Raw genomic sequence first — 20,941 nt, 5'->3', positions numbered from 1 at the left:
ACCATAATTTACAAAAAATTATTCCCCAACGCGCTTGAAGCTCTTGGGAATGTTCAATCGCCAGGTTCCTGAACTGAACGATTTGTTTCGGGCAATCTTCTTGATCTTGATTTCCAGGAATTTTTCGCCATCCAAATCAAACTCAATTCTCGACGGAGTATCCACTCCCTCGAATTGCTTGAAATCATTAAAATGAATGGTTTCGGTCTTGCCGCCGCGGCCCATGCGAGAAAGCCAAGCGACGTGGCCACCCTCTTTGGCAAATCGGAAAAGGCGCCCTATCTTTTCGCGGGCATAAGTCACGCCTTCCATGCGTGTCGAATCTTCGGGCGGTTCGACTTCTTTGTAGCCTTCGGGCAACAAGCGCCCGTCAAAAATGTCTGCTACCTGGTGAATATGCACCATCGGGATAGCATCACTGTTCAAGAGTCCGACCATGTAGCCCACACCCTTCATGTAAAGCTTTTCGGTCGGGAAAGTCATCTGCCAGCCTTCTTCTTTCCACAAGAGCGAAGCGACCCCAATTCCCAGCGGGCCCGTGAGTTCCATACGGTAACGCTTGCCCGGCACCGAGAAAATGACGGCGTCCAGTTCCTGCGTTTTTCCTTCTTCATAAATCGTCAGCAAAAACTTGGCGCGCAGGCTATCACGCGGAGCCTCTTGAGCGCTATCGACCGCAGCGGCAGGCTCCACCACAGGCTTTTTACCCGCGCATCCGGCAAGAACGCACAGAGAAAGTAGCACCAATATGGAATAGATAAACTTCAACAAAAGGTCCTTCGATTCAATCAATTTGGCTCTTGTGACATGCAATGTGAAATGTGTAATGCGTGATTCATCATCTCACATTTTTCATTCCACATCTCACATTAGCCACAGTTTACTTCCTACTTTTTATTAAAGTATTTCTTTACGGCAGGGTGATGCGGCTGCAATTTTTTCAATTTCTTGTAAGCGGCCTTGGTTTCATTCTTCATGCCAAGCGCTTCATAAATGGCAGCCATATGTTCCCAGTAGACATAGTCATCGTCAAAATGCGGGCTCTTGATAAGCTTCATCACCGTCAGGGCATCTTCAAACTTTCCCTTGCGGTAAAATCCCCAGGCTCTTGAATCCAAGTACGCTTCAGACGGCTCGCCCTTCTTTTCTTCCATTAACAAAGCTTGGTCGACCATACCGATTCCCTTGTCAAGTTCTTCGGGGCTACGATTCAAGTCAATCAGCGTGTAGCCATAATAGTTCAACACTTCGGCGCGGTCAATGGAGGGATTCACAAAGCGAAGCACATATTCGAAAATGGCAAACGCTTCATCATAACGTTCCATGCGTTCCAAGTTCATGGCACGCACCACGCGGACCTGCAAATCCGAAGAATCCTTCGAAGCAAGATCCTTGTACAAGCCATCGGCACGTTCACGCAAACCCATCGCATTCTTGATTCTTACAGAATCCCCGATATCCTTCTGCAAAATGTCCTGAGCTTCGGCACTCAAAAGGCGGGCATACACATTACGGAACTGGCGCCTGTTACGCTCAACATCCATCTTCATGCGGACCATCGAAGCAGAATCCGCAATTCCTTCCATCGGAGTCCACTTGTCCCACACGGCAATCAACGAGTCGAGCATCTTATAGGCTTTATTGAACATTCCAGCTGTGCCATAAGTCAATGCAAGCGACGCCTTATCGCCACCCATCGCAGCAGAATCCGCCTTTTCGGCATAGCGTACCGCATCTTTAGTCTTCTTTTCTTTAAAAGCAATCGCCGAAAGCGTGTGGTATGCACTCGTTACATAAACCCGCTGGTCACCCATATTTTCTGCGGCATATTTTAAATGCACTTTTGCACTATCCACATCGCCATACACATTTTCGTACTGCCCCAAGAAACTAGCCAACAACGGTGTACGTACCATGTCAACCAAATACTTTTTCTTGAGCATTGCATAGGCTGAATCGCGCTTGTTGTTTTCGGCCAAGGCACTCATCAAGAGCACCACCATGGATTCATCTTCTTGCGTCGATTCCGTAAGCGTGTCAACAACGGCCTGAACTTCTTTCAAGCGCTTCTGGAACACAAGCCCTTGCACCATTTGCAAAAGCATTTTCTTGTCGCCCGTAGCCTCGTGACCTTTTTCAAAAAGTTCCACGACAGCAGAATCCCTGCCCAAATCCAGCAGCAATTTAAGCTGACGCTGGAAAAGTGTCGGCATGAAATTCACCTGCGGCAGCAACAAATCATACACACGAACTAGCTCCTTAGCATCCTGAATGGCTTCTAGGAACAAGCTATAATCGTACAAAAGCGTCATGTCCTGGTAGCGCGAAGAATCCAGCGCCGCATTAAAGTACTTGCGGGCAGAATCGGCACGGCCATCCTTCACGTACAGGTGTGCAAGAATACCAAGTTGAGAAGCGGTAGCGCGACCTTTCAACGTTTGGGCTCGCTGAGCCTGCAACAGGGCGAGCGAATCCGAGCCCTGCGACATCATGATTTCAGCAAGCTTGAATGCGAGATAACGGCTCTTGGGGTCCGATTCAGCCGCATGTTGCCAGAACACATTTGCCAAAGCCTTCTCGCCGCGAAGTTCCATTTCTTGGGCGCGAATGAACGACTCGTGCGCCGCATCTAAATTCGGCGCATAAGCTTGTTCTTCGGCAAATTTGATAGAATCCAATTTTGCATTAACTGCAGCGGCAATCGCAGCAGAATCAGCAGCAGTCAGGGCACTACTCTTTTTCGACGAAGCACACGCTCCGAGCGAAAGCGACATCGTAAAAAGAGTCGCTATCAAAGAAAGTGAAAGTAGCAATGCCCTCATGAACTTTTTAATCCGCAATCACGAAGTTAACCTTGGAATCGGGCGGCAAGTAATCGCCATGCTTCGGCGAAGTTTCAATCACCGTTCCAGGCTGACGGCCTTCTTCGTCTTTTTTGCGTTTGATCTTTCCAACTTTAAAGCCAAGCGTTTCCATCTTGATGTAAACGTTGTCAATAAGTTCACCGCTAAAATCCGGAAGAGCAGTTTTACCCTGGGTAGCGCCAGCAGAAATCACGACCTTCACCGTGTCGCCAATGCGAACTTTTTCGCCAGCCACCGGAATCGTGCGAATCACGACGCCGCGCGGAATGCTTTGGTGAGCGCCCTTCACAATCGCACCCTGGACAAGGCCTGCGCGAGCAAGCGAAATAGAGGCTTGCTTCTGGCTTTTGCCGCGCAAATCGGGAATTTCCACTTCGCGAAGGCCCAAGCTTCTCGTGAGCTTGACCGTACGCCCGAGCTTTGCGGTACGTCCGGCGGCAGGCATCTGCACAAGCACCATGCCGGCAGGAATCTGCGCACTGTAGCGGCCTTCTTCAAGCCATTCGTACTTGAATCCGGCATCTTCCAAAGCTTTCTGGGCAGCTTCTTCGCTCATGCCTTCCAAATTCGGGACTTCACCCGTCGAGGCAAAATGACCCGAGAAAATCGGCATGATCAACTTATCAACCGCAAAGGCGAGCACAATCAAAAGCACAATCCAAATGCCGATTGCCTTCACTACCGGAGCTTTCTTGGCCCACGCGAGCAATTTATTCAAGAAATTCTTTACTTTATCCATAATCAAGTGTCGTCGCTACCCTTTAGTAGCTTTTTCCTGCAAAGCAGTCTCGTCAAAAATCACAATGTCCTTGCCGGTCATGGCAATTGCGTTTGCCTTAACCAGCATCGAACAAATGCGGCTCACCGTTTCGCGAGTGGTGCCCGACATATCGGCCAACTGCTGCTGGGTCGGGCGGTTGTGAATCACCGTGACCATTTGACCGTTGTCGGTATGAATACGCATACCGCGTTCTTCCATCAAGTTCAGGAGAGTACCGGCAACGCGACCGCTCACAGACATGGTAGAAAGGGAACCAATCTGCTTGTTGGCCTTGCGCAGTCTCTTGCACATTTCAGACAAAAGACACATTGCAATTTCAGGTGTCTTTCGAATCAAGGAAAGGAACGGCTCGCGATGAATAATCATCAACTGAGCATCGGTCACGGTACGAACCGAGGCAGACCTCGGTTCGCCGTCGATGAGCGACATTTCACCAAAGAAGTCACCGCGTTCCAAGAAACTGAGGATGGTTTCGCGACCATCGACGCCGGTCATGTACACCTGCACCGTTCCCGATGCAATCAGGTACAAGGCCTTCATCGAGCAGTCGCCTTCGAGTACCACCGTTTCATCGCGGTTGAAGTCCTGGACAACAACCAAGTTGGCAAGCAAGCCAAGTTGTTCTTCTGTCAATTCAGAAAAGAGATCTACGCCTTTCAAAAGGCTGCATACATCGTTGTTGTCCATAACCTTCTCCTTCTTTTAGATTTTAGTCCAGATCTACGATGATGCTCTGGTCACGCTTTGCACCGATCGAAATCATACCGATCTTCACACCCACGAGTTCCGCCATGCGGTTCAGGTACTTGCGGGCATTTTCCGGCAGGTCTTCGAGTTTGCGGCACTTGGTGGTATCGCACTTCCAACCCGGCATTTCTTCGTAAACCGGCACGCAGCGGCCGACCTTCGAAAGCTGGTTCGGGAAGTTTTCGATCTTTTCACCATCGCATTCGTAGTGAGTACAAATCTTGATAGAATCGAACGTATCGAGCACGTCGAGCTTGGTAATGGCGAGGTGAGTGAGACCATTCACCACGGCAGCCTTGCGAACCACCGGAGCATCGAACCAACCGCAGCGGCGGTTACGGCCCGTGGTAGCACCGTATTCGTTACCAATCTTACGAAGCGTTTCGCCCGTTTCGTCCAAAAGTTCAGTCGGGAACGGACCGTTACCCACGCGAGTCGTGTAAGCCTTCACGACACCCACCACCTGGTCAATAGCCGTCGGGCCAATGCCTGCGCCGCAGCTTGCATAGCCAGCGACCGTATTGCTGGAGGTCACGAACGGGTAAGTACCCTGGTCCACGTCGAGAATAGTACCCTGGGCACCTTCGAACACCAAGCGCTTGCCAGCCTTCACAGCGGCATAGAGCATAGCGCTCACGTCGCGCACGAACGGCTTGATCTTCTGACCGAGTTCGAGGTAGTCCTTGATGACCTGTTCCGGATCAATTTCGGGAACATCGTACATCACCTTAAATTCTTCGTTGTGAACCTTGGCCATCGCTTCGACGCGGGGGCGCAGTTCGCGTTCGTCCATCAAGTCGCCCACGCGGACACCGATACGGTTCACCTTGTCGCTATAGCAGGGGCCAATGCCGCGGCCAGTCGTACCGATAGCGCCCTTGCCAGCCTTCTTTTCCTTGGCCTTATCGAGGGTAGAATGGTACGGGAGCACCACGTGTGCGTTGTCGGCAATGAACAGGCGACCTTCCGGGTTGATACCCTTGGTGTGCAAGTCGGCGATTTCTGCCAAAGTCTGCACCGGGTCAAGCACCACGCCGTTACCGATTACGCAAATCTTGTCATCATGCATAATGCCCGAGGGAATCAGGTGGAACACGAACTTCTTGTCGCCCACTTCCACGGTATGGCCTGCATTGGCGCCGCCCTGGAAACGCACGATGTAGTCTGCGTCCAGAGTCAGAAAATCAACAACCTTGGCCTTGCCTTCGTCACCCCATTGGGAACCGATTACAACACGATTTGCCATATATCCTTCGTTTTTATTTCTAGTTAAACACGAAAATAAGCTACCCAGGGAATTTCCCTGAGCCCTTTTTCGCCATAAAGATAAAAAAGTGGGGATTCAATGGCGCCAAGCGGACACCCAAAGGCATCGTTTTAGCCCAAAAACAGGCATTTATTGTCAAAAAATCCATACAAATCAAAATACATCAAACTTTTTTTTTGCTTACAATTTTTAATTTGTACGCGCTTATTTAAAAGGGAGCTAAAAATGAAGAAGAAATTTCTACTCGTATCTACACTCATTTGCATGCCGGTTTTCTTCGGCTGTCTTGAAGAAACAAGTCAGGTTTCCGAACCCGAACCGGAACAAGAACAGGAACCGTTTTACTGTGTAACGGAACCTTTGCAAGACTTAAGCGGGCTTAAGGTTATTTGCGGCGGTGACTCTGTCGGCATTGTCCAGAACGGAAAAGACGGCAAGGACGGTCTCGACGGCATCGACGGAAAAGATGGCGAAAAGGGTGAAAAAGGTGATAAAGGCAATGACGGTAAAGACGGCGTCAATGGTAAGGACGGCGTAGACGGTAAAGATGGCAAGGACGGAACCTCCTGCTATATCGCCGAAAATGCAAAAATTGACGGTTTTGACATTTACTGCGGCGACGAAAAAGTTGGCGAACTGCACAACGGTAAAGACGGTGCAGACGGCAAAGATGGCGCCAATGGTAAAGATGGCGTAAACGGCAAGGACGGAACCAATGGCAAAGACGGTACCAACGGAAAGGATGGCACCAATGGCAAGGATGGTAAGGATGGAGCCTCCTGCACGGTCAAGGTCAACGCAGAAAACAACGGTTACGACATTTACTGCGGTGGTGAAAAGGCCGGCGAACTCCGCAACGGAAAGGACGGTGCAAGCGGTAAGGACGGTGCTAACGGAAAAGATGGCACCAATGGTAAAGACGGTACCAACGGTAAAGATGGTAACGACGGCAAGGACGGTAAGGATGGCGTCTCTTGCTATGTAGCCGAAAATCTTGAAATCAATGGCTTTGACGTTTACTGTGGCAACGTAAAGGTTGGCGAACTCAAGAATGGCGCCAATGGTAAGGACGGCTCCAATGGTAAAGATGGTATCGACGGTAAGGACGGAAAGGATGGCGTCGATGGCAAGGATGGTAAAGACGGAACCTCTTGCTCTGTCGTAAAGAACGACAAGATCAACGGATACGAAGTTTACTGCGGCAACGAAAAGATTGGCGAACTTTACAACGGTAAAGACGGCAAGGATGGTGCCGACGGTAAAGATGGCACCGATGGCAAGGATGGCAACAACGGCATTGATGGTAAGGATGGAACATCTTGCCGCGTCGAAGCCAACGATGACATCAATGGCTACGATGTCTACTGCGGTAAAGAAAAGGTCGGCGAAATTCGCAATGGCGAAAAGGGCGCCGACGGCAAGGATGGTAACGATGGTAAGGACGGAACTTCTTGCCGCGTCGAAGCTAACGATGACATCAATGGTTTCGATGTCTACTGTGGCGAATTCAAGGTCGGCGAACTCCGCAACGGCGAAAACGGCAAGGACGGCGCCAATGGTAAAGACGGCAATGATGGTAAGGATGGCAACAACGGTAAGGACGGAACTTCCTGCCGCATCGAAGAGAACCTGACCAACAACGGCTACGACATCTTCTGCGGCAACATCAAGGTCGGCGAACTCAAGAACGGCGAAAACGGCAAGGATGGCGCCGATGGTAAAGATGGTACCGATGGCAAGGATGGTAACAACGGTAAGGACGGAACCTCTTGCTCTGTCGTAAAGAATGAAGCCATCAACGGTTACGACATCTATTGCGGCACAGAAAAGATTGGCGAACTTTACAATGGTAAAGATGGAAAGGATGGTCAGGACGGAAAAGACGGCGAAGACGGTAAGGACGGCATTCAGCCCCTTAGCGCCGAATGCAGGGCCCTCCGCTCTACCACCGACCAATTCTCTTCGATCTACGACGTGCTCGGTTGCCTCCGTCCCACTGAAAAGGCGACCTTCATTCTCCGCCACGCCGCCCGCCCCAGCGACAAGTATGGACCGAACGACCCGCTGAACGAAACGGGCATGCAACAGTGCGCCACCGTCGGCAACAGACTTAAAGAAATGAATCTCGACGATTTCTCTTACATGCACACCTATTACTACCGTGCCAAGCAATCCGCATGGATTATCGGCAACAACAAGGGTCAATACATGGGCGATAGCAGCACCTGGTTTGGCGAAACCGACAACAGCTTCCAGACCACAAACAACGATCTGTTAGAAAAGGTGTACGTCAAGAACGAAGGCAAGCGCAGTTCCTGCAAATCTGGTTGGGGTGGATTCGCAAAAGCCGCCTACAGAGAATATGACAACGACAACCAGAGAAACAATTGCGAAGCCGCCTTCTACAACATTGACAGCATTGTTGACGTTGTCGTTCAAAGACACTTCACCTACGACAAGATGAAACCGGGCGTTACCCTGGCCATTTCGCACGACCAGTTCCTCGCCCCGTTCGTCATCTCCATCAGCAAGCGCAAGATTCATGGCGACAATGGACGCGACTTGCGTTACCACAAGTACTCCAATGATCAGCATTGGATCAACTACCTCTCCGGTGTAGCCATCATCACGGATCCTGACGACAACATCAGAATCATCCCAGTCACAGCACTCGACAAGGGATTCTTGCAGTAAGCAATAATGCGTAATACAAAAGAGACCAACCTTCGGGTTGGCCTCTTTTTTTCCATTTATTTTTCCAAGCTTTTTATCAATGAATCCAGCCGCGCAGACAAGTGTTCTGCGCCTGCAGCGCACAAGTGGTCATAATCGTTTGCCATGGCATTCGTATAGTCATGTGCTCCAAACTTATTTTCATCCATCAATATAAAATGCGGATACACGCTGGCCAACGAATCAAAGAACGCTATTATTTCCTTTGCAACACTTCTACGTACTCCATATCGGCCAAAACTACCTGTTTTTGCATACTTGGGAGATTGCGGATAAACCAAGCCAATTATTTTAAATCCCTTGTTTTGTGTACTATCAATAAATGCTGTCAAGCTATCAATACTTTCCGCAAGGTTTTTCTCTTCATTCCCCGACAAAATCGAATCTCCCGAAGCTCGAATCTCTGGGCCCCAGCCATTCGATAGCATTTTCAGAAATCCACGGGTATTGACAAAGTTCAACGAGTCTTCGCTAGAATAGCAAACATTCGCATCTACGACTACTTCAAAGTTCTCAGGCACACCAGCCTTCCAAAAACCATGATTCTTGTCATAAATATATCCTGGAGCCTGTTTAAAAAATTTTCGTTCCCTCACTGCAATGTCATTTTTCATTAAATCAGGAGATATCTCCACAATCAAATATTTAAGCCCATGCGCATGCGGTACTACATAATTGTCAAGCAAATAAAGTTCCGTCCACACATCTCCACCAACATACCCCAAATTTAAGGAAGGCATCGGAATCAGCGCAGGGTCAAAGCCTCTCTCAGCACGCGAAGTTCCGACAGCTATCATCTTCAAGGTATCCCGCATATCCCAAAACATGCGCATTTTTAAAGCAACAGACTTTTCTCCCGCCTGCAAAATAGGATCCCAATACATGCCAGCACTATCTAAGTCCAAGTATTCGTTTTCAAAAAACACCTTCGGCATCACCCATAAACTCGGATGCCACAATTCATTTCCTTCAGCAAGTTCAATCATGCTAGAATCAAGAACATTCACCAGCACCAATTTTGCATGTTCACCACGTGCATTCACAAGCGTCGCAACCGACCAATTCTCGCGGCCAGCCCATTCGGAATGGTCAAAAGAATATCCCTTGGGCGCAGGAATAGCACGAATCAATTTTCCACTGCTGTCAGCAACAAGCAAGCGTTCATGAACGCCATACTTTTCGCTAGCAAATTTTCTTCCTGTAGAACCGCCAAAATCCAAAAAGAGCACTTGTTTCAAGCCGTCTTTCGAAAGCGACGCATTGCAAGCCTGTTCCCCATTGTACCAAATTTCATCTTTTCCGTTTGCATGCACACGTAGTTTACGTGCACCCGACACCGCCAAATTTCCGCCTTTTTCAAAACCGCTATGGTAAGCTCCATTTAAAACTTTCTTTGGCTTTCCGAATTTTCCATTTGAAAAAGGCACCATCCATGTTGCATGCGCAAAGAACTCTGCATCGTCACTATTATCACCAGCTCCATCTACATACACAATTGAAGTATCGCCATTTGAGTCTACATGCCAACGGGGTATCGCCGCATTTTTCACATCCAGTTTTACAAGTTCACTTCCATTCACATCCAAATTTCTCACATACACCGAAGACTCACCATTAACGCCCTCTATTCCCGTACAGAAAGCGACCTTCATGCCGTCCGGTGAAATTTCTGGATGAAACACGGGAATGCTATCGTAGATTTCAACAACATTCGCAGTTCCCCCACTGAAATCGACATACATTAAATTATCAGTCTCACCATTTCTAAACACAAGTTTTGCATGCCTCGTTCCAATTTTTTCTTGAATATCTGACGAATAAGCTTTCATTTTCACAAAACTCGTTTCAGACTTACCACGTCCATTCATCCACACCGCATTCGGAATTCGTCCAAACGCCAAACGAAAACCCATGTACGACAAAAGAGTCGATGCAGTCACAGGATAAACGTCACCGCGATTATCAAGGTTCATTTCCGCAATCGAATTAGCAATCGACCCACCCTTAACAACCTTTTCACGCAACGAATTACCTGTAGGTGTGCCCACATAATTTTCTACAACCGTATCCCTAAAATCACCAAGCCAGTCATTTGTCATCTCAAGGGCATTACCAGCAAAATCACAGAAGCCAATCGAATCCGGCAAAGCACAAACCGCTTGAAGTGTAAAATTCGAATTTGCAGAATTCCAGCTATTCACTCCAGGATTCCATGTCTGCGACGCAGCCATCACCCATTCCGCTTCGGTCGGCAACCGAAATCCGTCTACGTCAGTACGAGTCTCTAGACCTTCCAAATTCACGCAACGACCATCCGAGGTAAACATGGGCTTATGATACGCATAAACCGTATCGTAGCCATTCGCCTTACTATAAGCATTCGCAAAAAGAACGGCCTCAAAATACGACACATCAGACACGGGCAAACCACGACCACAATTCAAGCCAAAATACCAGTCTTCGTTTCGGGATATTTCTTTATACTCGTCGCAAGTCACTTCGTGAATTCCGAGCGAATACTCGTAATTCAGATTCACGCGCATTTTCCCGTCACCCAACAAAACAGACGCCCCATTCGGCACGATACGCATCATTCCTGGCCTAAGGGAATCGACCGTTATCACGGGGACCTTGACCGAATCAACCGCCGGAACCCCCGCATCAGCCACCGAACCCTCTTGCTCTTCATAATGCGAATTCGAACACGCCCCGAAAAGCACCATGGCAAGCACGGCACAATTCAGAAACAATAGAGTCAGCCAATTTTTCACGATTTCTAAAATAGAAAAAGAACGCCTTTTCGGGGCGTTCTTTTTTCAAATGATTTCCGCGCGACAGCAACGAAGGTTACGGCACCTCAACGCTGTCGAGAATCTTCTGCACGACAGTTTCGGCGGAAACTTCTTCCGCTTCGGCCTCGTAGCTGAGGATAATGCGGTGACGGAGCACTTCCATAGCGACAGCCTTCACATCTTCCGGCGTCACGTAGGCGCGGCCCTGGATGAACGCATGGGCCTTCGAAGCCTGGGCAAGACCGATGGATGCACGCGGAGAGGCGCCCACCTCCACAAAGCCCACCAGGTCGCTGCGCTTGATGCTGCCCGGATCGCGGGTCGCAAGCACCAGGTTCACGATGTATTCACGCACGCGTTCGTCCACGTACACCTGCTTCACCAGCTGGCGAGCAGCCAGAATGTCTTCCTTCGTTGCGACGGCCTGCGGCTGACGGAGTCCCGCACCGGCAACGGCGTCGAGAATCTTCATTTCGTCGGCCTTGTTCGGGTAAGACACCTTCACCTTCAACAGGAAACGGTCCACCTGGGCTTCGGGCAGCGGATACGTACCTTCCTGCTCAATCGGGTTCTGCGTGGCAAGCACCAGGAACGGCTCGTCCAGCTTGAATGTCTCGTCGCCAATGGTGATATGGCGTTCCTGCATGGCTTCGAGAAGCGCGCTCTGCACCTTCGAGGGAGCACGGTTGATTTCGTCGGCCAGCACCAGGTTCGTAAACAGCGGGCCCTTGCGGGTTTCGAACTTCGCTTCCTTCGCGTTGTAAATCGTGGTACCCAGCAAGTCGGCCGGCAACAGGTCGGGCGTGAACTGGATACGCTTGAAATCCAGCGACACGGCATCGGCAAAAGCCTTCACCGCGGTCGTCTTGGCAAGGCCCGGCAGGCCTTCCAGCAGCACGTGACCGTCCGCCAAAATACCCGTCAGAATGCTTTCCACCAGAGCCTTCTGGCCAATCACCGTACCTTCCACTTCACGCAGCAAATTCATGCAAAAAGCACTCTGCTGTCTAACCTTTTCCGAAAGTTCCTGAATATCCATTTAGTTAACCTCTTCTGTTTTCGCGAATTAAGATACAAAATTACACGAAAAAAGGCAAATTAATCCCGAGTTTTAGACCGAAAGAAAGAAAATGCCACACGGATTTGAAATGCCTAACGGCATTTTCTTTTTTATCAAAGGTGGGAATGGTTCCCCCTAGCACCCCCATATTCTTCTTTTAAATTCGTCCTTTATCTTCGGTAAACGACAATGATTCCTTCTTTGAATGAATCATCCAATCCAGAGATACGGAAAAACGATTCCTATCTTCGCTGATATCTCGCCCATAACGAAATTCCAATGAAAAATTCCCATACGAAACATAACCGCCCGCACCCACTTCTGTATAACGAATAGATTTAGGGCTCCCCATACAAGATCCCGTAGGACCAAAGCCCCCTCCGCAATCTTCTTCTTTCCAATAGGATTCTCGTCCATTTTTAGAAATATGTTCTGTCAATCCAAACCGCAATTTTTCACCTGCATAAAATTGCTCTATAGTAGATATACCTCCAGTCCACCCCACTACAGCTGTTTTACCACCTCCCTCATCAACGCGATCAGACAACGGGAGCAAATTACTCCAAGCCATCACACCAAAATTTTTCGACACAAAACCCGGTTGCCAAATCGGAGTCAAGCTCTGCAATCCAATTCCTAAAGTAAAATGAGATTTATTGAAATAATGTATCGCAGATAAATCAACCGGCCACTCATCCGATTCTATCTCATCATAACCAGACGGCAAATAATCTAAATCCCTTTTTGTTTCATTTACTAAATCGCCCGTATACATAGACAATGTCAAAGCAGTTGTTGCAAAGTCTTCTCTATACGAATCCATAAAGGCAGCTGCAGAAGGCGGACGAGTTATAACGCTGCACCCCGCAAGCAGCAGGGCGCACACCGCCAACACAATCCATAAAATTCCGCGAGTCATTATCTACAAAATAGAATATCCAGGCAAAACCCGGATTCATTCCATCAGCCTATTCGCGGACTTCATCAAATAAAACGAACCATTTTCCCCACGCCGGGAAAATGATCAGCGCAATTACTTTTTTTCTTCTTCGCAGGGGCCGGTAACTCGGGAAGCATCGCGTCGAGCAAACGAACTAAGAGGTCGTTGTCTTCAATCTGTTCGTTGGTCACGCGGAGCATGGGCTTAGCGCCATCGTATGGCAGCTGCTTCTTTGCGGCAGGGAGCATCGCCAAGGCCGCAGGCACGGGCTTTACCAGCAGGCGGTCATCGTAAATCCCGCCAAAGATTTTCCCGTCAGCGTACAAGATGTACTCGCCCATCATCTTGCGGGTAGTCACGCGGAAACCACCTTCAAGCAGCTTTCCATTGAACTGCTCCAAAACATGGTCACGAAACTTCTCTGAACTCGGCATGGATTCCTCTCAACTTTTTTCACAATATAAAAAATTAATTTGTATATTCTCCACATGCTCAACTACGTATTCCTCATCCTCGCCATTGTCGCGGAGGCGGCCGGCACCACGCTCCTCAAGATGTCGGAGCAGTTCACCAAACTCGTCCCGTCCATCGCCTCGCTCGTCTGCTACGTGGCGTCGCTTTACCTGCTGAGTCTTTGCCTGCGCAGCATTCCCATCGGCATCGCATATGCCACCTGGTCGGCGCTCGGCATCGCCCTCATCACCATCAGCGGCATCTACTTCTTCAAGCAGACTCCCGACCTGGGCGCCATCGTGGGACTTATCCTGATCATCTCCGGTGTGGCGGTCCTGAACCTGTTTTCGAAGATGGATATCCACTGATATCGAGCTTCGTCCCGTCCACTTTTTACAAAAAGCAACAGCGTGTTTCTTGACTTCGCATAGCTGCGTAGGTATATTTGCGGCATAGACAAAAAGGAGACCCCATGCAAGTTCAAGATGTTTTAAAGAGCCTTAGAGAAAAGCACAATCTGACCCAGGAGCAGTTCGCGGAACGCATCAACGTGACGCGCCAGGCCGTAAGCCGCTGGGAAACGGGAGAAACGCAGCCCAACACCGAAATGCTCAAGGTGCTCTCGCGCGAATTCAACGTCTCCATCAACACTCTGCTGGGCGCCCCGAGGCAACTTTTCTGCCAGTGCTGCGGCATGCCTCTCGGCGATGACGCCATGATCAGCCGCGAACTCGACGGAAATTTCAACGAAGACTACTGCAAGTGGTGCTACACTGAAGGCAAGTTCACCTACAGCAACAAGGATACGCTGCTAGACTTCCTGCTTTCGCACATGCCGAACCCCGAAAACACCCCCGACGCAGAAAGGCGCAAGTTCTTCGACTCGCACCTTTCGCAGCTCAAGCATTGGAAGGCATAACAGACAAAGGAATCAGAGTTCCTTTTCCATAAACACGCATTCGAACGTGTCATGATGGGCTTTACCACTTTCATTGAAGTGGTAACCCATTTTTTTATAGAAGTCTGCAACATTCACGCGGCTCGAGATTTCGACTTTCTTGACGCCAACTTCGTGCATCCACTTTTCAGCCTCGGCAACGACAACTTGACCTAAATGCTTGCCACGATATTCCGGCAGCACCACGACACGTCCGATTTCGGCAACGCCATCGCGAACTTCGAACCAGCGGCAAGTGGCCACCGGGTAAATATCATCCAGCGCCAAAATGTAATGACAGTTCTCGCCGTCATGCGCATCGATTTCAGCATCCAGCGGAATCTGATACTTGCGCATCATCGCAGCCATGCGCACATAGTAGGCGCCAGCCCGTTCGCTTTCTTTTGTTACCCGGATAATTTTCATTTCAACCAATGATAACAAAACGAGGGCAAAACCATCTTCGTCCGCCTTGTATCATATACGCCTCGTCTTGTTTCATTTAAGAAAAATAATTTTTAGCATATCACATTTTATCGTATTTTCATTCAATTTTAAGCATTTTTGTATCATCAAGTATTGACTTTCGCAAAAATCAATCTATATTCTAACCGAAAGGAATTGAAAATGAAACCGATAACCGAATATCAAGATTACCGCCGATTCATGCAGGATTTCTATGAAGAAAAGAAGAAGTCCGGCTTTACCTGGCGCGAATTTTCGAAAGAGGCTGGATTCGCATCGCCCTCGTACCTCAAGCTTGTTTGCGAAGGCAAGAGTTCCCTCAGCCGCGTAGGTCTCCCCCGCGTCGCAAACGCCATGGGGCTCACTGGTTTCGAACGCACCTATTTCGAAAAGATGGTTGAATTCGGGAACGCCACAAACGATGAAAAGAAAAAGGCCGCCTTCGCAGAACTCACCCGAATTGCCAAGGAACAAAAAGCCCGCGTCATCGACGCCGATACATTCGCCTACTACGAATCCGCTGTAAATTCCATCGTCCGTGAGCTTGCGCCCCTCATGCCAGGTGCCCTCCCGAACGAAATGGCCAAAAGAATCAAGCACCTCTACACCGCACAGCAAGTCCGCGACTCTCTCGCCATGCTCACCCGCGCAAAATTCCTCGAAGAAACCGACGAAAACGTTTACCGTCAAACAGACAAGGCCATCACCGGATCAACCGAGGCGATTCCCCTTGCGCTCCGCAGCATGAACCGCGAAATGGCCGATCTCGCGAAAGAAGCCCTCGACAAAATTGACGTCCGCGAAAGGAATATCTCGGGAGTCACGATAGGCGTCGACGATGCCACACTCGCAAGAATCTCTGAAGAAGTAAACAACTGCCGTAAACGCATTATCGCTCTAGCGAATGAATGTAAGGACATCAATCAAGTCTATCGTCTGAACCTGCAACTATTCCCATTGACCGACAAGATTTAGGAGTGCTTATCATGACGACCACAAAGAAAATCTTCTCCATCGCAACAACCTTGTTTGCAGGCTTATTCACAGTCGCACTCCCGCTTGTCACAACTACGACACTCACGGCCTGCGGCAAAGACAACACCGCCGGCACCGACGAGCAGCAGAATTCCATCACGGCAGCACTCGACAGCGCGCTTGCCGAATGGCTTATAAACGACACGCTTATAGCCACAGAGCCACATGACCCGCAGATTCCCCGGGAAGGCTACATCATCAGCACAATTAGAAATCCGGACATAAATGTCAAAAACGGGGCGCTGTACAACGTTGTCCGCGAACATTTCAAATCGCTCACTTGCGAAACCGAAACGAACTGGTTTGTCTATTCCGTCAATGCCGGCGATTCGCTGATACGAAAGTACCTCGTTCTGCCAGATTCCTTGGACGCAGATGATTTCAAATCGGATTGTAACGCTGAAGGGGGCGCGTTCGGGAGGGACACGACAAGCAAAACTGCAGGCCAGCACACCCACTCCTGTGATTTGGAAAGTTCCAAACATCTGAACGAAAGCAGGCAATACGTGGACCCAACCTGGAAGAAGTACGTAGAGTTGATTGTAGGCATCTGCCAAGAATAAGAAACTAAACCAAAACAACAAAATACGGCGTCAAGGCTTCGTGCCATGACGCGTTACAAAACTCATCCATAAACAAGGAGGGAACTATGAAACTCGCAACCAAAACATTCATCTGCGGGCTTACCGCATTCGCGCTGTATGCCTGTTCAAACGACAACGCGTCCGCCCCGGAACAAGCCCTTTCGCAGGCATCCGGCAACAACGAGGAGCAACAACAAGCTCGCATCGATTCGTCAAACGAAACGGACTCCATTCCCGAAAGCTGGCTGGAAGGCTACACGCTCAGCAAAATGATTATGGTCGACCACTGGTGTGTCGAAAGCCCAGAACATCCGGATAATCCCATGTGGTGCCTCCCTCACAGGGTCCAATTAGAAAGCGGGACAGTAGCCAATATGTATTGGGGAACAAGTGACCGCATCAGTTGCGAACTGGCACAGGACACCCTTACCTACCGCGAGCACCTCTCCATGGACGATAGTACTGTATCGAAAACGTTGAGCCGCAACTCGGCCAAATACGTCACCGGTATCGAGGAGGCATTCCGGGATTCCTGCGAAGCCGAGGGCGGGACATTCATCGATACTAACGAAGATGCCCTTGAATGCGAGGTCAAGACGAAGCCCCTAGAATGCGAAGGCTGTCCGAAAGACATAGCCCGCACCTACAGCGACCCATACTGGAGACCTTTCGCCGAGATGGTTATCTCCCCATGTCGTCTTCAGAAATAGCCATAAGAGTCATGGCGCCTTTCCAGGTCTCACGATTCTCGAATCCGTCGCGCTTGCCCCCACCATAGCGGGCATGCGCGAATTCTTCTATAAGCGATTCCCAGCCTTCAAGCTTGCCATCTTTTACAAGGGCATCCAAATTGACCGCAGAGGCGGTCATTCCGAATTTTTCCGCCACGTAATCCTTGCAAATGCTTTCGAGCTCCAGGAGCCATTCGCGGCTATCAGCCGTATTCACTCGCTGCTTAAGAACCATCATGCGTTCGCGCAGGGCGTCTTCTGCGGCGTTTTTAGCCGCAACAGCCTCTCGGGCTGCACTACGGCGCTTTACACGCCACAAGCCTGCTAAAAGCACGCACAAAGCCACAATAAGCCCAACAGCAAGCGGAAGCGGGTTAAAAGGTTCATTCACGCGCACGTCCACGCTTTCGCTGCGCAAATCGAGCGGTTGCCCCATTTGCGTCGGAATTTCAAACCGCATCGCCGGAATATGCAAGTTGCCCGTATCGGCCGCCAAAATCTTGTAGGTAAACGTAATCGAGGCAACTTCCTTGCCGTCTTTCACAGAGCGAGCCGATTCCTGCGACATGCCCACCTGAGTCAGGCCCTTCGCATTCGCCGTGCCCGTCGGCACCACCAAAAGCGCACTCCCTTGCACGCCCCAAGAAACCGTCACCGGGAATTCAAACGTGTCGCCCACGGTCACCGCAGGCATTCCCCCCTGCGGCCCCGCTGAAATTGAAATCCCGAGCTGTTCCGGCGTCGGCATTTCGATCTCCGGCGCCGCCACAACGCTATCAGTTACAGCAGAATCAGCCACATTTTCTACATTCAAAGAATCGTTTTCCATACACGCAGAATATACAAAAACCAAAAGCCGAGAGTCGCGAGCAAGTTTTGCGCGGTATAAAAGAAACCCTAGACGTTTTAGTCTAGGGTTTCTTATACCGGCGAGGGGCGCTTACTTACGCTATTGCAATTTCGTATTCGCCCCGAGCTTTTTGTTAGAACGGGCGAACGAAGTTGCCGTTCAGCAAGGCACTGTAAATACCCATCAGGATATCGGTGAAGTAACTAGAGCCTGTGTTAGCCGGAGTTCTGGTGTTGAACAAATCCGTACAGGCGCTTACCCAAGTCGGATTGGAGCCAAAACCAGTTACGCACCAAGCACCAAGCCAATGAGACGGAGTTGCCGTACCAGTGCTAGCAGCATCATTCTTTGCCGGATCCCATGAGTAGTTGACCATCAACGCATTCGAAGACGGATCGCCTCCAGACTTTCCAGAAATAAAGGTGTTCAGCTTCGTCAAGATAGCCAAGGCACGTTCATCCTGGAACCAGTAGTAATCCCATGCGATACGCCACGGAATACGTACCGATTCCTTGTTGAATGTCCAGTAGGTCTTTGCGGCAGAACCATTGTCCGGGTCCACAGCCACACCGGCCGAATTGCTCCAATCCGGGAACACGCCCGTACCGGCATTCTGCACCATAGTCATGTAAGCATACATGGCGTCGAGCACACCGGTCCAGTTATGACTCGGATCGGTATCAACCATGGCAAACAAACGGAGTGCCACCGGCGAGAAATAGCTGAGGTTGTAAACAGGATCAGCTCCCTGCCACATATCGTCATCGCCCGAGTAAATCAGCAAACTGGTCTTGTTGATTTCGTAGTCCCAAATTGCCTTCATAATTCTCTGGGCGTCGGTAAGGTATGCCACAGAACCGGTCTTGTAATACATCAAGATAAGTGACGTGGCAATATCCAGGTCAGCATCGGTAGCACTGGTATAGTCCACCTTCTTGGCAAAGCTGAAAGTAATCCACGGAGTAAGTTCGACGCCATAATAATCGCGGAACGCCCTAGAATAATTCCAGATGCGCACAAAGGCGTCGTCATCGCCATTAAAGTAGGTGAGCAACATGCCGTAGCCAACGCCTTCGGACACAGTGCAACCGCGATACTTCATGCTTGCGACATCAGAATCCTTATTCAAACAGGACTGCTTATAGTAACCCGTATTCTGGTTAGACCAAAGCACACGACCCGCCGGCAAATACTGCGCTGTAAAAATTTCCGCAAAGTCTGCTGCACTCGAAGAATAGTAGACCAATTCATCTTCGAGAGTTGCAAAGTGAGAAGGCTTCCAAAGGGCATAAACATTGGCAGGATAAGCCGGGTTGGCAGAAGCAGCCAAAGCCACCGGCGACGTCCAAGCAGTTCCCGGATTGGTAACCGGCGTAGTGGTACCCGGATCGGTCGGAGTCGTGGTGCCCGGATCTACAGGAACTGTCGTACCAGGGTCGGTCGGAGTAGTTGTACCCGGATCTGTAGGAATTGTCGTACCGGGATCGGTCGGAATAGTGGTACCCGGATCAAGCGTCGGATCCACAACAGGATCAGGTGTACCTGATGTAGAATCGTCACCACATGCAGCAAGGCCAAAAGCCAAGCTCAAGGCCAAAGGAGCCATCATGGGGGTTAGAAATTTCTTGAAATGCATAACAACCTCGTTTTGCGTTTTTTCTCAAATATATATTTTATTGCCGTTTTTTCAACAAACCAGACCAAAAATTAATTTTAGTGTAATCTAGGTCATATCAAAAAAAGAAAGGGCCGCGGGAACCCGCAACCCTTCCTTAAGATTTTACCGAAGTAAGATTACTTCAGCATGATCTGCTGAGAGAGACCCATAGCGCGAACCATGTAGACACCAGCCTGGAGCTTGGAAAGATCCATGGTCTTCACAGAGGAGGCAGCCATAACAACCTGACCCTGGAGGTTCACAATTTCAGCCTTGGCAACAGACTTGCCGAAGGAAAGGGTACGGCCAGCGAGCTGAGCCTTCAGAGAAGACTGCATAGCCTTGGCACCGATAGCAGTGCCGCACTTACCGTAGTCACCAACCTGCATAATGTTGAATTCACCGGTAGAACCAGTCTTGGCCTGCACCTTCACCTTGATAGAAGCGAGAGATGCAACAGCTTCGTCGATGGAGATGGACTGTTCAGCCTTTGCCCAGCTCGGCTGAGCAAACTTAGCCCAAGGAACATCAACAGACTTACCAGTGGCAGACTTACCCATGTCATAAGCCGGGTTAGCGTAACCGATCTTAGCGTCGTTAGCGTCGCCGAGACCAAGTTCGAGGGTAGCAGCATGCGTTACGGAAAGCGTCATGCAAACACCACTCATAGAGGAAGCATCAACCGGGATAGCCTTACCAGCAGCGTCGGCACCACCAACGTTGAAGCCGATACCGATGAACGGGTCATAATCCAAGGTACCCTTACCGAGGGTGTAAGTACCGCAGATACCGGTGACGCAAGCTTCGAGAACAGGTTCAAGTCCACCGTATTCTTCGTCCGGTGCAACCTTCCAATCAACAACAGATTCGCCACCATCAGCCTTGTCGTTGTAATTGTACCAGTAACCGGAGTTATCTTCGCCAGCGTCGAGTTCGGTATCAACACGAGCAATACCATCTTCACCATTCCAGGTCACGAAACCGAAGGAAAGGGAAGCAGCTGCCAAGATGGCAGAAGCGCTAAGAATTTTCTTGTTCATAATTC

At 49.7% G+C, this 20,941-nt stretch carries 19 protein-coding genes; 6 read left to right on the top strand and 13 right to left on the bottom strand.

What is annotated here, in order from left to right:
* Positions 1 to 18: 18 nt before the first annotated feature.
* The 5 genes from QOL41_RS10670 to QOL41_RS10650 form a co-directional block, all read right to left on the bottom strand.
* Entirely contained in the window at positions 19 to 792 is a 774-nt protein-coding gene (locus QOL41_RS10670; protein ID WP_283429743.1) for a hypothetical protein, read from the bottom strand.
* 95 nt (positions 793 to 887) lie between these two features.
* Positions 888 to 2,795, bottom strand: a complete 1,908-nt coding sequence (locus QOL41_RS10665; protein ID WP_283429742.1) for a tetratricopeptide repeat protein — start codon at positions 2,793 to 2,795, stop codon at positions 888 to 890.
* Between the two features lie 34 nt (positions 2,796 to 2,829).
* Entirely contained in the window at positions 2,830 to 3,603 is a 774-nt protein-coding gene (locus QOL41_RS10660) for a PASTA domain-containing protein (protein WP_173653645.1), read from the bottom strand.
* Positions 3,604 to 3,618: 15 nt separating this feature from the next.
* Positions 3,619 to 4,332 (bottom strand): Crp/Fnr family transcriptional regulator, encoded by a 714-nt coding sequence (locus QOL41_RS10655; protein WP_173653646.1) that lies wholly within the window; start codon positions 4,330 to 4,332, stop codon positions 3,619 to 3,621.
* 22 nt (positions 4,333 to 4,354) lie between these two features.
* Positions 4,355 to 5,638: an adenylosuccinate synthase gene (locus tag QOL41_RS10650; RefSeq protein WP_283429741.1), complete on the bottom strand. Its 1,284-nt coding sequence runs from the start codon at positions 5,636 to 5,638 to the stop codon at positions 4,355 to 4,357.
* A gap of 246 nt (positions 5,639 to 5,884) precedes the next feature.
* Between QOL41_RS10650 and QOL41_RS10645 the strand changes: the two genes are divergently transcribed.
* Positions 5,885 to 8,353 carry a hypothetical protein gene (locus tag QOL41_RS10645; protein ID WP_283429740.1) on the top strand — a complete coding sequence of 823 codons (2,469 nt, stop codon included), beginning with the start codon at positions 5,885 to 5,887 and terminating at the stop codon, positions 8,351 to 8,353.
* Positions 8,354 to 8,409: 56 nt separating this feature from the next.
* On the opposite strand, the gene QOL41_RS10640 is transcribed toward QOL41_RS10645, so the two are convergent.
* The 4 genes from QOL41_RS10640 to QOL41_RS10625 form a co-directional block, all read right to left on the bottom strand.
* Positions 8,410 to 11,163, bottom strand: coding sequence for a TIGR02171 family lipoprotein (locus QOL41_RS10640; protein ID WP_283429739.1), 2,754 nt, complete (start codon positions 11,161 to 11,163; stop codon positions 8,410 to 8,412).
* A 76-nt stretch (positions 11,164 to 11,239) separates the two neighbouring features.
* The gene (locus tag QOL41_RS10635) at positions 11,240 to 12,223 is read right to left on the bottom strand and encodes an AAA family ATPase (RefSeq protein WP_072807678.1); all 984 of its coding nucleotides are present in this window, start codon (positions 12,221 to 12,223) and stop codon (positions 11,240 to 11,242) included.
* A gap of 178 nt (positions 12,224 to 12,401) precedes the next feature.
* Entirely contained in the window at positions 12,402 to 13,163 is a 762-nt protein-coding gene (locus QOL41_RS10630; protein ID WP_173653649.1) for a hypothetical protein, read from the bottom strand.
* A 65-nt stretch (positions 13,164 to 13,228) separates the two neighbouring features.
* Complete coding sequence (locus tag QOL41_RS10625) at positions 13,229 to 13,618, bottom strand: TfoX/Sxy family protein (protein ID WP_283429738.1); 390 nt, start codon at positions 13,616 to 13,618, stop codon at positions 13,229 to 13,231.
* Positions 13,619 to 13,672: 54 nt separating this feature from the next.
* Here QOL41_RS10625 and QOL41_RS10620 point away from each other — a divergent pair, with 54 nt between their 5' ends.
* A complete protein-coding gene (locus QOL41_RS10620; protein WP_283429737.1) occupies positions 13,673 to 14,005 on the top strand; it encodes a DMT family transporter in 333 nt (110 codons plus the stop codon).
* Between the two features lie 104 nt (positions 14,006 to 14,109).
* Positions 14,110 to 14,556: a zinc ribbon domain-containing protein gene (locus QOL41_RS10615; RefSeq protein ID WP_173370692.1), complete on the top strand. Its 447-nt coding sequence runs from the start codon at positions 14,110 to 14,112 to the stop codon at positions 14,554 to 14,556.
* A gap of 12 nt (positions 14,557 to 14,568) precedes the next feature.
* On the opposite strand, the gene QOL41_RS10610 is transcribed toward QOL41_RS10615, so the two are convergent.
* On the bottom strand, positions 14,569 to 15,000 hold the full coding sequence (locus QOL41_RS10610) for a GNAT family N-acetyltransferase (RefSeq protein WP_283429736.1): 432 nt from the start codon (positions 14,998 to 15,000) through the stop codon (positions 14,569 to 14,571).
* A gap of 201 nt (positions 15,001 to 15,201) precedes the next feature.
* On the opposite strand from QOL41_RS10610, the gene QOL41_RS10605 reads away from it, so the two are divergent.
* The 3 genes from QOL41_RS10605 (at position 15,202) to QOL41_RS10595 (ending at position 17,368) form a co-directional block, all read left to right on the top strand.
* Positions 15,202 to 16,014, top strand: a complete 813-nt coding sequence (locus tag QOL41_RS10605) for a TIGR02147 family protein (protein WP_283429735.1) — start codon at positions 15,202 to 15,204, stop codon at positions 16,012 to 16,014.
* An 11-nt stretch (positions 16,015 to 16,025) separates the two neighbouring features.
* Positions 16,026 to 16,637, top strand: coding sequence for a hypothetical protein (locus QOL41_RS10600; protein WP_283429734.1), 612 nt, complete (start codon positions 16,026 to 16,028; stop codon positions 16,635 to 16,637).
* 86 nt (positions 16,638 to 16,723) lie between these two features.
* A complete protein-coding gene (locus tag QOL41_RS10595) occupies positions 16,724 to 17,368 on the top strand; it encodes a hypothetical protein (protein WP_283429733.1) in 645 nt (214 codons plus the stop codon).
* Here the strand turns inward: QOL41_RS10595 and QOL41_RS10590 are convergent.
* The 3 genes from QOL41_RS10590 to QOL41_RS10580 form a co-directional block, all read right to left on the bottom strand.
* The gene (locus QOL41_RS10590; RefSeq protein WP_283429732.1) at positions 17,340 to 18,218 is read right to left on the bottom strand and encodes a BatD family protein; all 879 of its coding nucleotides are present in this window, start codon (positions 18,216 to 18,218) and stop codon (positions 17,340 to 17,342) included. The genes QOL41_RS10595 and QOL41_RS10590 overlap by 29 nt on opposite strands.
* Positions 18,219 to 18,372: 154 nt before the next feature.
* Positions 18,373 to 19,875 (bottom strand): glycosyl hydrolase family 8, encoded by a 1,503-nt coding sequence (locus QOL41_RS10585; RefSeq protein WP_283429731.1) that lies wholly within the window; start codon positions 19,873 to 19,875, stop codon positions 18,373 to 18,375.
* A gap of 158 nt (positions 19,876 to 20,033) precedes the next feature.
* A complete protein-coding gene (locus QOL41_RS10580; RefSeq protein ID WP_283429730.1) occupies positions 20,034 to 20,936 on the bottom strand; it encodes a T9SS type A sorting domain-containing protein in 903 nt (300 codons plus the stop codon).
* Positions 20,937 to 20,941 lie beyond the last annotated feature (5 nt).

The organism is Fibrobacter sp. UWB10, assembly GCF_900182935.1.
In the GTDB taxonomy this organism is placed as follows: Bacteria; Fibrobacterota; Fibrobacteria; order Fibrobacterales; family Fibrobacteraceae; genus Fibrobacter; species Fibrobacter succinogenes_O.
The sequence above is the reverse complement of the archived record's forward strand: the minus strand, read 5'-3'. Positions and strand labels throughout refer to the sequence as shown.